Source organism: Microcystis sp. BLCC-F209, from assembly GCF_041928595.1.
Taxonomy (GTDB): Bacteria; Cyanobacteriota; Cyanobacteriia; order Cyanobacteriales; family Microcystaceae; genus Microcystis.
In genome coordinates this window covers 1-13,830 of the sequence record NZ_JBHFLL010000094.1, presented here as the reverse complement: position 1 = coordinate 13,830, position 13,830 = coordinate 1, and the positions used below count along the sequence as shown (strand labels likewise).

Annotated in this window: 14 protein-coding genes; 8 read left to right on the top strand and 6 right to left on the bottom strand. The window is 43.6% G+C overall.

What is annotated here, in order from left to right:
* Nucleotides 1-168: 168 nt before the first annotated feature.
* Nucleotides 169-453, bottom strand: coding sequence for a helix-turn-helix domain-containing protein (locus tag ACE1AQ_RS06235; protein WP_110545147.1), 285 nt, complete (start codon nucleotides 451-453; stop codon nucleotides 169-171).
* A 171-nt stretch (nucleotides 454-624) separates the two neighbouring features.
* Here ACE1AQ_RS06235 and ACE1AQ_RS06230 point away from each other — a divergent pair, with 171 nt between their 5' ends.
* The gene (locus ACE1AQ_RS06230) at nucleotides 625-942 is read left to right on the top strand and encodes a hypothetical protein (RefSeq protein ID WP_172456650.1); all 318 of its coding nucleotides are present in this window, start codon (nucleotides 625-627) and stop codon (nucleotides 940-942) included.
* 145 nt (nucleotides 943-1,087) lie between these two features.
* A complete protein-coding gene (locus ACE1AQ_RS06225; protein ID WP_110545149.1) occupies nucleotides 1,088-3,475 on the top strand; it encodes an ATP-dependent Clp protease ATP-binding subunit in 2,388 nt (795 codons plus the stop codon).
* 551 nt (nucleotides 3,476-4,026) lie between these two features.
* Here the strand turns inward: ACE1AQ_RS06225 and ACE1AQ_RS06220 are convergent.
* Both ACE1AQ_RS06220 and lnt read right to left on the bottom strand, forming a co-directional pair.
* The gene (locus ACE1AQ_RS06220; protein WP_008206795.1) at nucleotides 4,027-4,269 is read right to left on the bottom strand and encodes a hypothetical protein; all 243 of its coding nucleotides are present in this window, start codon (nucleotides 4,267-4,269) and stop codon (nucleotides 4,027-4,029) included.
* Nucleotides 4,270-4,328: 59 nt separating this feature from the next.
* Nucleotides 4,329-5,855 carry an apolipoprotein N-acyltransferase gene (gene lnt, locus ACE1AQ_RS06215; RefSeq protein ID WP_008206792.1) on the bottom strand — a complete coding sequence of 509 codons (1,527 nt, stop codon included), beginning with the start codon at nucleotides 5,853-5,855 and terminating at the stop codon, nucleotides 4,329-4,331.
* Between the two features lie 239 nt (nucleotides 5,856-6,094).
* Between lnt and ACE1AQ_RS06210 the strand changes: the two genes are divergently transcribed.
* Entirely contained in the window at nucleotides 6,095-6,853 is a 759-nt protein-coding gene (locus tag ACE1AQ_RS06210) for a GAF domain-containing protein (protein ID WP_008206790.1), read from the top strand.
* A 91-nt stretch (nucleotides 6,854-6,944) separates the two neighbouring features.
* On the opposite strand, the gene ACE1AQ_RS06205 is transcribed toward ACE1AQ_RS06210, so the two are convergent.
* On the bottom strand, nucleotides 6,945-7,331 hold the full coding sequence (locus tag ACE1AQ_RS06205; protein WP_039900644.1) for a hypothetical protein: 387 nt from the start codon (nucleotides 7,329-7,331) through the stop codon (nucleotides 6,945-6,947).
* Between the two features lie 354 nt (nucleotides 7,332-7,685).
* Here ACE1AQ_RS06205 and ACE1AQ_RS06200 point away from each other — a divergent pair, with 354 nt between their 5' ends.
* From ACE1AQ_RS06200 to ACE1AQ_RS06180, 5 genes are all read left to right on the top strand, one after another.
* Nucleotides 7,686-8,675 (top strand): CAP domain-containing protein, encoded by a 990-nt coding sequence (locus ACE1AQ_RS06200; RefSeq protein ID WP_039900634.1) that lies wholly within the window; start codon nucleotides 7,686-7,688, stop codon nucleotides 8,673-8,675.
* A gap of 180 nt (nucleotides 8,676-8,855) precedes the next feature.
* Nucleotides 8,856-9,485, top strand: coding sequence for a ribonuclease D (locus ACE1AQ_RS06195; RefSeq protein ID WP_110545151.1), 630 nt, complete (start codon nucleotides 8,856-8,858; stop codon nucleotides 9,483-9,485).
* Nucleotides 9,486-9,837: 352 nt separating this feature from the next.
* Nucleotides 9,838-10,488, top strand: a complete 651-nt coding sequence (locus ACE1AQ_RS06190; RefSeq protein ID WP_002781787.1) for a DUF3318 domain-containing protein — start codon at nucleotides 9,838-9,840, stop codon at nucleotides 10,486-10,488.
* 110 nt (nucleotides 10,489-10,598) lie between these two features.
* On the top strand, nucleotides 10,599-11,594 hold the full coding sequence (locus ACE1AQ_RS06185) for an anti-sigma factor antagonist (RefSeq protein ID WP_008206782.1): 996 nt from the start codon (nucleotides 10,599-10,601) through the stop codon (nucleotides 11,592-11,594).
* Nucleotides 11,581-12,033: an ATP-binding protein gene (locus ACE1AQ_RS06180; RefSeq protein WP_008206779.1), complete on the top strand. Its 453-nt coding sequence runs from the start codon at nucleotides 11,581-11,583 to the stop codon at nucleotides 12,031-12,033. Before ACE1AQ_RS06185 ends, ACE1AQ_RS06180 begins: the two co-directional genes overlap by 14 nt.
* Before the next feature lie 6 nt (nucleotides 12,034-12,039).
* Here the strand turns inward: ACE1AQ_RS06180 and ACE1AQ_RS06175 are convergent, their stop codons facing one another.
* Nucleotides 12,040-13,485, bottom strand: a complete 1,446-nt coding sequence (locus tag ACE1AQ_RS06175) for a serine/threonine-protein kinase (RefSeq protein WP_039900643.1) — start codon at nucleotides 13,483-13,485, stop codon at nucleotides 12,040-12,042.
* Between the two features lie 61 nt (nucleotides 13,486-13,546).
* Nucleotides 13,547-13,830, bottom strand: a 284-nt coding sequence (locus tag ACE1AQ_RS06170) for a hypothetical protein (protein WP_374808062.1), incomplete at its 5' end; no start/stop codon positions are given.

Below are 13,830 nucleotides of genomic sequence, written 5' to 3'. Positions count from 1 at the left end.
TGAAATGGGGCGAAAGTCTGTGGACTCTGTGTAAGACAGTACATGGTTTTTTAACTGTGGTATGCGACGGTGGTGGAAGCAGAAACTTAAATCGTGAGGTTTAGGAATCGCCGCACTTTTAGGGCGGCGAGGATGTCAACTGCGGCACTCCGAACTTTCTGACTTCCCTCAGAGCAACTCGATTCGCAATTGGCGGCCCACCACAGAAGCCGCCCGTTGGATAGTATCGAGAGAAACGCCCGTCTTTTCCGGGTCGAGGAGGCGGTCAAGTTGCGCTCGACTGGTCTGCATCCGCGCCGCCATCTCCGTTTTGGTCAGAGAGAGCCGTTTCATCTCCTCAGCCAACTGCCGCGCCAGTAACCGTTTGAGTGCCACCGCACTACAGTCCTCCTCAAGACCTTCTTCTTTGAGAAAAGCATCGAAATCGGAGCCAGTATGGCGGTTAGCGGTCATATTTTTGCTGTTCCTTCTTGCGCTAGTAGGGGCGAACGGCCGTTCGCCCCTACTAGATTTCCCGTTTTGGGGTTTTTGGGACTTCGCCGATGTTGCCGTGCGGCAGAATCGTCTCCCCTCGGCTGATGTAAAAGATGACCCGCGTGATGCGTCTGCCCGTAGGGGCAATTCATGAATTGCCCCTACTCCGCACCTCCCATAAGTCTTGATAACCGGAAAGTGAACGGCACAGGGGCAGCCGATGGGAAAGCTAAACTCTACGTCCTTGATATCGCTGCCAATAATCCGGCAATCTTCACGGCCGAGGGTTTTCCACCAATCTTTGACTGGCTCCGACCCAGCTTCGGCTCGAAAAAACTTGGCTGGCAGCCTTTTCAATCCTTACCTTCTCAGTTATCGTACCTTATATGGTACATCAATAATTATCATTTTTGCATTAGTTTTGTAGAGCGACAGTTGCACAGGGGGTCAAGTTATAACTCCCAGTAGCCTTAATTTTTGTTAAGGATTTTAAGCATCGCCCAAGCTCACCACTGACTAACCCACCCTACTGATACGGATATCACCCTTCCGGCTAATGTAAAGAAAACGTTACAGTAACAAGTAAAGCCCAGTAGCCAGGAAGCCGTAGATCATGTTTGAATACTTTAACCAGAAAGCTATCAAAGCGGTGATGTTCGCCCAAGAGGAAGCCCGTCGTACCGGTCACAGTGTCGTCGGTACGGAGCATTTGCTCTTAGGATTGATAGGAGAAGCCACCGCCACCGCAGCCTTAATTCTCAAGGATTTAAAAGTCACCCTGCACGAAAGTCGCCGCCTGATTGAAGGAATGACCGGCCGCGGCACGGGTTACAGTCCCGTTAATATCCCTTTTACCCCGAAAGCGAAAAAGATGTTCGAGCAAGCATTTCAGGAAGCTCGACAATTAGGGGAACAGGCGATCGCACCTGAACATCTATTACTCGCTATCACCACCGATCCCGAATCCCTAGCCGCTAAAATTTTAATTATGCAGGGTGTTGATTTGATCAAACTTCGCGGACTTTTAATTAAAAATGCCGGGGAAAAAGTCGCTAGTGGTCGCTTCACGGCAAAGAGTGACTATGAAGACCAGAAAAATGCTCCCCAAGGCGGGATTTTAGCCCAATATGGTCGCAATTTAAGCCAAGAGGTCAAAAATGGCAAAATTGACCCTGTAATCGGTAGAGAGCCAGAAATCGAGCGAGTTGTCCAAATTTTAGGCCGTCGTACCAAAAGTAACCCGATTTTACTCGGTGCGCCGGGGGTGGGGAAAACAGCGATCGCTGAAGGGTTAGCACAACGCATCCATAGTGGCGATATTCCCGAACTTTTGCAGGATAAACAGGTAATTGCCCTCGATATGGGGTCTTTACTGGCGGGAACCCGTTTTCGCGGCGATTTTGAAGAACGTTTAAAGGGTGTGGTGGAGGAAGTTCGCAAATCGGGCAGTATTATCCTGTTTATCGATGAAATTCACACTCTTGTGGGTGCTGGTAGCATGGGAGGAGCTATGGATGCTTCTAACTTGCTTAAACCTGCTTTAGCTCGCGGCGAGTTACAGTGTTTAGGGGCAACTACTCTCGATGAGTATAAACAGCATATTGAGCGAGATGCGGCTCTAGAAAGACGTTTTCAGCCAGTTATGGTGGGAGAACCAACTAAAGAGCAGGCGATCGAGATTTTACGCGGTTTAAAAGCCACCTACGAGGATTTCCATCAGGTAAAATACGATCAAAAAGCGATCGAAGCTGCCGTTAATCTATCCTCGCGCTATATCAATGATCGCTTTTTACCGGACAAAGCGATCGATCTTCTCGATGAAGCGGGATCCCGCACCCATCTACGCTATTCCCTGCAAAGTAAAAGTCCCGCAGAGGTTAACGAAGAATCACCCCTAATTAACCCCGAATCTTTAATTCCGGTGGTGGATGCGGAGGAAATCGCCCAAATTGTCGCCGCTTGGACAGGTATTCCCGTTACCCAATTAACTGAAACTGAGTCGGAATCGCTCTTAAATCTGGAATGTCAACTGCACGAGCGGATTATTGGCCAACAGGAGGCAGTGAATGCCGTTTCTCGTGCTATTCGTCGAGCGCGAGTAAATTTAAAGAATCCTAATCGTCCGATTGCCTCGTTTATTTTTGCCGGTCCCACGGGAGTCGGTAAAACTGAATTAACGAAAGCCTTAGCTAAGTTGCTCTTTGGCTCGGAATCCAGTATGATTCGCCTAGATATGTCGGAATTTATGGAATCCCACACGGTTTCTAAGTTAATTGGTGCGCCTCCCGGATACATCGGTTACAATGAAGGCGGTCAATTAACGGAAGCAGTGCGTCGTCAACCCTATAGAGTGGTTTTGTTTGACGAAATCGAGAAAGCACATCCCGATGTTTTTAATCTTCTCCTGCAACTGTTAGAAGATGGTCATTTGACCGATAGCCAAGGTCGTCGGGTGGACTTTAAGAATACCCTAATTATCATGACCTCAAATATTGGCTCAAAAGTCATCGAAAAAGGCGGTAAGAGCTTAGGATTCGAGATTGCTGACGATTTTGCTCAATCCCGTTACCAACAGATATCTAATCGGGTGACAGAGGAGTTAAAACAATATTTCCGTCCCGAATTTCTCAACCGTCTCGATGAAATTATCGTTTTCCGACAGTTAACTCGCGAAGAAGTTACCCAGATTGCCGATATTCTGATCGCAGATCTAGCCAAACAATTGACAGAAAAAGGTATTTCTGTGGAAGTTACCGCCGCTTTTAAGGATTTGGTCATCAATGAGGGTTATGATCCTAGCTACGGTGCGCGGCCTTTACGTCGTGCTTTAACTCGACGCTTAGAGGATAGTTTAGCCGAGGCGATGTTATCGGGAAAAGTCAATTCTGGAGACCATGCGCTATTAGATGTAACTGCTGAAGCTGTGGTGACAGTCTCTAGTCATCAGCGCTCCGAGCAAAGCGATATTCTCTCGCAATTACAGTTACAACCAGTGGGTTAATCCCCTCAAAAATTGCTTTTTTCGGGGTTGAAACATTTTCAACCCCGATTTTTATCATCTAGGAAAAATAACTTCTAGGGGAGCGGGAATCATCTCGCTACGAAAGTCAAGAATCTGAACTAGGATTAAATAGGGTCTGCTGAAAAAGTTTTTCCTAGGGGCAGGGTGTGGCCCCCCAACCCCCCCGACATCGGGGGGGCAGTAGGGCTGATTCATTCTCTCAAATGTCATTCTCTCAAATCCTTATCTGGCAAAGTTTTTAGTCGATTTCTCGGAAATATATATCTGAAAATTTTTAAAAACGTCGTGCTTTGCTTACCTGATAAGCGATTAAGGGTAACAAAAAAAAGAATTAGATTCGGAGAATGAAACGACCCTAGGGGGGGCAGGGGGGTTGTCGGGTTTTACCGATTTTGAGGGGGTCAATTACCTAATTTTCAGGGAAAAAGTAGCTGAATTTCCCCCTGATCACTCCCATATCTGGTACTTTTGGATTTCAAAAAAGTCTAAAACTCTTATCCAGCAAGGTTTTTAGATTTATTCAGCCAGCCCTATTTAGGCAACCAGCGTTCTTGAATTTGATTAATCGCCCAGCTTAAAATCGCCCCCGCAATTAAAATACTAATAGCAGGATTGAATAAGGGCAGCCAAAGACGCTGAAAAAGTTTAAATCCTAGGGGAATTCCCGTGGATTCACCGATAACAGCCACGGCAAACCAGAGAAAGCCCGCTATTACCAAAAACACATCAAATATTAAGATTCTATTCAACCACTTGACAAATTGCTCTTTCATTGCCTTAAAAACTTAGGTTATTTAACAGTTTATTCAGGAAAAATTATACCACTGTCACTTTAATCCCAAGCTCTCCAGAGCCAAGCTAGTCCGGCAGTAATGATTAAAACTTTAGTTAACCAATCTCCCCAGCGCACATATAAAGTCCTCGTGTCCCGTCGATAAATTGTTTCGCTATGGATTTGATATTTATCCAAATCCGATAGCCAAAGGTGATTACCGTGGGGATCGACAAAAGCAGAATAGCCTGTATTGGTGGCCCGGGCCATCCATCGATCGGTTTCGATCGCTCGCATGGTATCCTGAGCATGGTGTTGAGCGGGCATGGCGTGGCTATAATGGGCGTTATTAGAAGCAGTAATAATAAATTCGCCTCCTCTAGCAGTTTGACGGCGAAAATGTTCGGAAAAAGCCGACTCGTAACAAATGCCCACAATGGTTTTACCGAAAGGACTGTCAATAATTTGATCGGGATTTCCCTGGATTAAATGCGCTTGCAGAGGAGAAAGGCGATCAACAATTCCGCCCAAAATTTCCTGAAAAGGAACGTATTCGCCTAAAGGCACGAGAATTACTTTATCATACCGACTAATCACCTGTCCCTCGCCATCGATGGTCAAGAGACTATTGTTATAACCCTTGTCCACCTTGCCGAATGCACCTAACCAGATCGGCGTTTTTTTGGCTAAAATTGCCGAATAAATCGAGCTATTATTAACTAAGTTCTCCCAATAGTAGGGTAAGGCGGTTTCAGGAGTTAAGACGGCATCTACTCCTTGAGCGGCGAGAATTTGATAACCAGTGGTGTAACCTTCGAGGGCCTTTTGAAATCCTAGGGGCGAAAGTTTGATCGTGTTGGGAATATTGCCCTGAATTACGCCAATTTTTATCCCTAAATCCCTTGACTTTTCGATCGGTTTATGGTATGCGTTCCATCCCCAGAGATGGAGGCTAAAACAAATGAGGAGGGGTAAAGAGAGAAAAGCGAGATTTTGCCGCGATTGACGGATTAGGAGCAAGCTTTCAGCGATTAAACCATTAACTGCCACAATTGCCGCCGTTACCGTCGTAAAACCCGATAATTTGCCCAATTGCAGAATCAATAAATTATGGGGACTTTGGCTATAAGCAAGGGTAGTCCACCAGAGAGGGGATTGACTCCAGAGAGATTCTAACCCACACCAGAGGGCAGTGCCGATGAAAACCCGCAGGAGGGCATCCCTAAAAGATGACTGATTAACACTTTTGTTGACATAAAACATAACTAACGTCCAAGTTAGCACGATCGCCGTTCCCCAAAAAGCGATAAACAACCAACAAAACAGGGCAATTGACAAACTGGCTAACCAGGGGACACCCATCCACGTCATCGGGTGAATTCCCGTGATCCAGAATAAAGCCAGACCATGGTAGGCAAAACCCCAGCCAAAACCGTATAAAAGCTGTTTTTTTAGGGATTTTTCCCCTAATATCGCAACCATCCACAGGGGGACTAGAGAAATCCAAGCGAGTAACCACCAGGAAACCGGTGCTACTGTTATCCCCATCCCCACACCCCCCAAAATTGCCCAGAGAAAACGCACCATCTTTCACCCCAGTCAGGTTGAACTCCTCTGACCTACTAGATCTCAGAGTAGCTAGAGGGAAGACAAAAAACAAGAGACAGACAGAAGTTTTTCAGCACATATACAATAGAGCAGTTAACGAGCAAAAAACCCCTTCCATGAGATGCTATGGCAAGCTATAGACTCAGACAAACAGGGAGATGGGGAATGTCACCCTCACCCTAAAAGCCTAAACTCGGACTGAATAAGTGATTGAATACATGGATAATTTTAACCCCAAAATAACGGCTCTGGCTCTGGTCTTGAATGTCGAGGAAAATCTCGAAGATATTTTTCGGAAAATAGCTAGTACAAGCGCGCAGCAATTGCGGGCGCAGCACTGTTCAATTATGTTAAGCTCTCCACAGGAATTAAAAGGGGAAATTACCGATTATCTAGAAGTTTTTGCCCATTATGATGGTCTCTCACCTTTGGGGGATCAAGAAATAATTAAACTCGATCAAGCTATTGCCGGCACTGTGGCAACTACAGGAAAACCTCTACTAATTAAGGATATCACTCGATCGCCATTGGCCAGTGCAGCCGGTTATACCAGAAAATCAAATAATAACAGTTTTATAGCCGCACCGATTATCCTAAACGAGCAGATAATCGGAGTAATTAATCTCAGTTTTCCCCTAGACAAAAAACATTTTGAACCATTCGATTTAGAAATCTTGCAGTTATTCGCTCAACAGGCATCCCAATCCCTGCAAATTTTTCATTTGCAAGGGATGTTAAAATCTCGTTTTGTGGCTATGGCAGTGACTAGAGAAATAGCAGAAATTCAGTGCGAACATTCGATCGCTGTCCATCCTTATCCCCCGAAATTAGCCAAAATTGTCGCCAAGGCTTTTTTTAAAGAATTAACTCAGGCCGGTTTTGGCACCCATGAAGTTATTGAGATTGCTAATGAGGTTTTGAATTTACTACAAAAGACTCTTAATAAACATAAAAATCGTCTGGAAGCAAAAGATTGAGTGCTAATCAAGGGTTAAAATCAACTAACTTGCCACTCCCGTACAGTCGGCAGCAGTAATTGAGATAGTTAACAGCTTAATTGACCGATGTTTACTGATTGCCGCTGCCGTCCTGCCGTCCTAATTCATAGACACCGGAGGCAACACAGGCGAGAATGCCGACACTAATCGGCCAACTTTTTCCTAAACTAATCTCGATTAACCAATCGGAGAAACCGCCGATAATGAGAAAGGGAATAATACTAAAGATAGAAGCATAAAAAGCATTTTGGGATTCTCTGGCGACGCGAGTTTTTTCAAACTCCTCTAGGGAAGTATAGAGGAAACGCTCGGCAAAATTAAACCAGCCATAGAAAATTTCTATAAACCAATTTCGCACCCCGGCTAATCCCAGATACAATGCTAAAGACCAGAGACAGCTACCGGCAATAAAGGCTGGGGAAATATTGATAGTGAAGGGCAGAAAGTCGATTACCATAGATGAGGGCCACAGAATTGGTAAATTTGAGCGAGCGGCTTGATCAATCTTAACAAGTCTTGACCCTGGCACCAAAAAAAGGTGATTTCCAAACCTGACCATTTGGGTTTCTGCTTGCGGTCCTTGGGGGTTTCCCAGCTGCCTTATGCCATTTTTCTTTATTCGTGGCAGACATCCTACTCCCCTCTCCCCCCCTTGCTCCCCCGACATCGGGGGGGTGGGGTGAAGGTAATTAACTATCTCTGCCATTACTTTAGAAAAATGCTATGACGTTCTGGCATATATCCTGTAAATGCGCTAGTATTTAACAGTAAATCCGACCTAGAACGGGGGGTTTCAGACCCAATTTTTTCGATGAAAAGTTTTTTTAAGAAACCTTATCGGTTGGGAATTTTGATGCTTGTATCGACAAGTTTAATGGCCTGTAGTTCCTTAAACTATAGCTCTTTTGCGGAACTCGTACCATCTTTCTCTCCCTCTCCTTCTCCCTCTCCTTTAGATGCGGCAACTTTACAGGTTTTAGAGAATAAAATCTATCAACAGGTCAATCGCTATCGTCAATCTCGCAATTTATCTCCCCTACTGTTAAATCGGGCAATTTCCCAACAGGCAAGATTACATAGCCAACGTATGGCTGCCGGTTTAGTTCCTTTTAGTCATCAAGATTTTGACCAAAGAGCTCAAACTATTGGCGTTTCCGTTCCCTATCAAGCGGTGGGGGAAAATCTGGCAGTTAATCAAGGTTATGATGACCCGGTAATGATTGCGGTGGATGGCTGGATTAAAAGTCAAGGTCATCGGGAAAATATCGAGGGTGATTTTGATAGTACCGGGATTGGAGTAGCGACGGATAATCAAGGAAAATTGTACTTTACTCAAATATTTTTAAAACGTCAATCCCCTGCCGTTTCTCCTAATCACCTTAGCTACGATCCTATCGGGAATCAATCTTTTTTCATTACCCTCGAAGAAAACACTAATTATCAAGTTAATCGCTACCGAATTTCTCAAAATTTACCGCCCCTACGTCTCGATGCTCGCATTAGTCATGAAGCTCGCTTATTTAGTCAAAAAATGGCCAATCAACAGGCTCCTTTTAGTCATGATGGTTTCGAGGGACGAGTCAAGGCAGTACAAAGGAAGATTCCTTTAGAAAAAATGGGCGAAAATTTGGCTTTTATGAAGGGATATACTGACCCCGTTAGTGTTGCCGTCAAGGGTTGGATTAATAGCCCCGGTCATCAAAAAAATATGGTTGGTGATTATAACCTCACCGGTATCGGTATCGCTAAAAATAATGCTGGTGAATATTATTTTACACAACTTTTTGTTAAAAAGCGTTGACAAAATTACACCGATGATACCTAAAATTAATTACCAGTCTTTAGCTATCAGCCTTTTCGGTGATCAGTTATCAGTTATCAGTGATCAGTGATCAGGGAAATAAAGGCACTCGTGCAATAGGCAAAAGCATTACAAATTTCCCTCCTGTCTCCTGTCTCCTGTCTCCTATCTGCTAACTATATGAACTTAGACAATTTTCAAGTGTGCGATCGAGATTTAAGCGATGACCTATTATCCCGTTATCTAGGGGTTAATTCGATCGCTGTAGATACAGAAACTATGGGATTAATACCGGGGCGCGATCGACTGTGTTTAATTCAACTCTGTGATCCCAGTGGTTTTGTCACCGCTATTCGCATTTTTAGGGGGCAAACAGAGGCTCCTAATCTCAAAAAGGTCATGGAAGATGAGCGGATAGAAAAAGTCTTTCATTTCGCCCGTTTTGATGTGGCTCAATTATTCCATACTTTTGCCATTGCCACGCAACCAATTTTCTGTACCAAAATCGCCAGTAAACTGGCTCGGACTTATACCAGCAGTCACGGTTTAAAAAGTCTCGTGCAGGAATTGGAAGGCATAGAATTAGACAAAACCGCTCAGAGTTCTGATTGGGGAAATGCCGCTAATCTTACCCCACAACAACTGAGTTACGCCGCTAACGATGTGCGCTATTTACTGTCAGTGCGAGATAAATTAATTGTGATGCTGCAAAGAGAAGAAAGATGGGAATTAGCCCAAAAATGCTTTAGTTTTATCCCCATCTTCACCGCTTTAGATTTACAGCAATACAAGGATATATTTGAGCATTAGTCGGCAAAATTTACGGTCTAGTTAATAAGTAAATAGAAGATAGATTTTGTCTTTAATCCTCCCTCACCCTGATCAGGTGGTGCCGCTCCCCCTTTAATCCCTCCTTAATAAAGGGGGTATCTGACAATTTTTAACACCCACCTACTTAGTCTGATTGACTGCCAATCGAACTTTAAAAACCCAGTTATGGATTGTTTCTCCCCACTCCCCACTTCCCCACTGGCCACTTCCAGCACTGGTTACTGATCACTGCCAATGCTCCCTAGGATCAAAAGCTGCCAAGATCACAAAAAAGACCGCTATGATCCAAAATAGAATTAATCGTCATTGGTAGAGAATAGGTAAAAAATCTATGACATCTTATGCGGCCTCCTCTGCACGAGCCGAAATGAGCGAACTTCGGCGCCTAAAAACCCTACTACCCCCAGAATTACAAAGTTGGGTAACGGTAGAAGGTTCCACAGAGATTAACCCCCCCCTGATCCGTTGTGAAGAAATTGGCAGAGACGAGGTAGAAATTCAGATAGATTTAGCCAAATGGGAGAATTTAGCCATCGATCAGCGTAATTTGCTCTTTTGGCATGAAGTGGCCAGGATTCAAAATGATAGTATTCCCCGGGAAGGCTGGGAAATGGCCGCCCTCGCTATCGGCCTAGGTGGTGCAGTGGGGGAATTATGGGTACAGGACGGGTTATTATTGCTTTTGGCCATGGGATTATGTGGGATTTCCGGTTATCGTCTCTGGCGCAAAAATAATGGCGATAAAATTCTCAAAGAAGCGATCGAAGCCGATGAAAAAGCGATCGCCTTGGCCACCCGTTTCGGTTATTCTCTCCCCAACGCCTACAAGAGCCTAGGCAGTGCCTTTAAAACCCTAATCGAACAAACACCTAACCGTCGTCTGCGTAAGCGTTATGAGACCCGTTTAGATGCCCTGAGAAAGAGTGCAGCCAAAGCGAAAGCCCAAACCCAAGGCCGTCCGCCCCTAGGCGAGATTCGTTAGCTGATCACAGGTAATCTCTGACATCACCCATTGGTATTTGGGGAAAAGTGTAGTAAACATTAGGTAGGTCAACAGGCCTTGTTCATCCATCAAATCATCTTTTTGTGTCGATGACTTCCCAAATTCCTGAAACACGTTTTCTGATCATTCCGATGGAGTATCCGGTTTTGCGGATGCCGGATCGCTTGACTGTCCTGGAAGCAGTACAGTTCAAAGATATCTTTCACCATCTCATCGTCCAAACACCCACTCCCGAAAAAGTCATTCTCGATCTCAATGCCACTCAATTTATGGATAGTAGTGGTGTGGGTGCTTTAGTGCATAATCTCAAAACGGCCAGGGCAAAAAATATCGAGTTAGTACTGGCTAACGTCCACCCCCCGGTGATGGGGGTTTTATCGATTACGGGACTAGATCAATTATTCACCTTCCAAACCTGTCCCCTAGCACCCCAAGAAAATGACTTTACTGCCACTGAAAACCATCTACCCGAAACCCATCCCTCGATTCGCAGTTGCTTAAAGCGCGGTCTTGACATTGTTGGTGGAATCGTGGGTTTATTAATTACGGGGCTTATTTTTATCCCCATTGCCATCGCTATTAAGTTAGACAGTCCAGGTCCAATTTTTTTCAGTCAAACCCGCTGCGGTTGGTTGGGAAAGGAATTTAAAATTCTCAAGTTTCGTTCCATGTGTGTGGATGCAGAAGCACTCAAGGATCAAATCCCCAATCAAGCGGAGGGAGCCTTTTTTAAGAATAAAAATGATCCCCGGATTACCCGAGTAGGAAAATTTTTACGTCGTACCAGCTTAGACGAATTCCCCCAGTTTTGGAATGTGATCACCGGTGAAATGAGTCTTGTCGGCACTCGTCCCCCCACACCCGATGAGGTGGAACGCTACGATGTTCCCCAATGGCAACGTTTAGATGTAAAACCAGGTATGACGGGGGAATGGCAGGTGAATGGTCGCTCTCGGGTGCGTAATTTTGAAGAGGTAATTCAACTAGATTTGCGCTATCAAGAAAATTGGAGTTTAGGCTACGATCTACAACTGATTTTTAAAACAATTTTGATTCTCTTTCAAAAAAACAGTGGTGCCTTCTGAAGTCTTAAATTCCCCTTCTTTCCCCCTCCAATTCCATCTACAAGTCCAGACGGAATTGGCAGCTTTAATCCCGGTCCTACAATGGTTTGAATCTCACGGCCGCTCTTTTCTACCCGACTCGGTGCTTTGGCAGTGTAAGGTGGCTTTAGCGGAAGGATTTACTAATGCTGTCCGTTACGCCCACAAACATTTACCACCGACTACACTGATCGAGCTAGAATTAACTTTACAGTACCATTCTCTAGAAATAAGAATATGGGACCGGGGTCAACCTTTTGATCTGCAAGCAAAACTTGATTCTCTACAACAACGTCCCCTCGCACCTTTGGAAATGGAAAGCACTCGCGGATTACTTTTCATGCGTTCTCTTACTGATACTTTACAATATATCCGCACTGGCGAAGGCAGAAATTGTTTAATTCTCCAGAAAAGTTTTTAAGCCAATTTATCCTTTGCTAGAAACTATGTCCATGGTACAGGTTTCCAGGCGAGAAAAAAGAATTATGCCACCACCCACACCCCACACAAGGGTGGGAAGATGTCCAGAGGGTGCTTTGAGAGAGAAAGTAATTTGATCGTAGTATAACCACTTGTTATTAACTCGCCAACCGACTTTTGACCCAAAATCGTTCCATTTTTGTTGATCATAATTACCGCTTCCTCCCAAACTTTCATAGATTCTTTTCTGAACAGATATACCGAATTTTCCCTGACTATATTTTAACCAAAGTTGATTTATAGTGGCTAAATCTTCACAGGGAAAGTTATCTATATCTTCTATCTTAAGATATTTTTCTTTAGTTCGATCGGCAACTTTTAAAAATAGATTAGCCGTTTCTTGATCTGCCTCTTGCCATTTTTCTTGCGCTAAGAAATCCCGTAGGTTAGTGTAATCAATTTCCTTGGCACTTTTGAGGTTAATTTCCTCCCTGGTGGCGGACGGAAAAACTGGCAAAATCGTTTCTTGAATTGTGACCTGTGATCGAGGTTTTGGCGGAATCACTACGGCTAATTTTACTGCTAACTCTTGCAGGACTTCCCCGGCTGATTGATAACGTTTTTTGGTGCCAAATTCAATTAATTTATCTAAAATTTCACCTAATTCAACAGTAACAGGATTATTAAATAGGTGCTGTCTCCATACCCATTCATGTTCACTCATATCGAATAATTGCAAGGAAGATATTCCCGTTAATAAATAGATACAAGTGACTCCCAAACTATATAAATCACTGCTATTAATCGCTTTGCCATTGCCTTGTTCTGGAGCGATATATCCCGCCGAACCGATCACTGTTCCTGTCAGGGAAAGATTAGCAATGGTCATAAATTTAGAGGCACCAAAATCCACTAAAATTATTTTATTATCGCTGCGTCTCCTAATTATATTAGCGGGTTTAACATCCCTATGAATGACTCTTTTAGCATGGATAAAATCAAGAATTGGCAAAATTTCTAATAAAAGATGTTTGATCTTTTCTTCATTAAAAACTCCCTCGCTTTGTAATTCTTGTTCTAGATTTTGTCCCTCAATATATTCTTGCACAAGATATTGTCGCCCATCATTGCTGGTAAAATAGGCATAGAGGGAGGGAATTTGTGGATGTTGACCGAGATTATCTAAACTAATCGCTTCTTCTTTGAATAATTCCGCTGCTTTCTTGAGGGCATTACTACCTTGAGCGCTAGGAAAAAATTGTTTAATCACACAATAGGGTTTAGAAGGTTTATCCTCATCAATTGCTTGAAAAGTTTTACCGAAACCTCCTTGACCAATTAATTTTATAGCACGATAACGATCTTTGAGTAATAATTGAAAGCAACATTTTTGACAGAATTTATCCGTAGGAGCATTGTTATGCAGACAATCGGGATTAAGACATAAACTCATGGCTGGTTTCAACAGGGATAGGGAAATCATAAATTATAAATTATAAATTATAAATTATAAATTATGAAGTGGGGAGTGGGGAGTGGGGAGTGGGGAGCTTTTTTTCAGTGATCAGTAAACTGATAACTGATAACTGATAACTGATAACTGATAACTGATAACTGATCACTGATAACTGATAACTGATAACTGATAACTGATCACTGATCACTGATAACTGATAACTGATAACTGATAACTGATAACTGATAACTGATAACTGATAACTGATAACTGATAACTGATAACTGATAACTGATAACTGATAACTGATAACTGATAACTGATAACTGATAACTGATAACT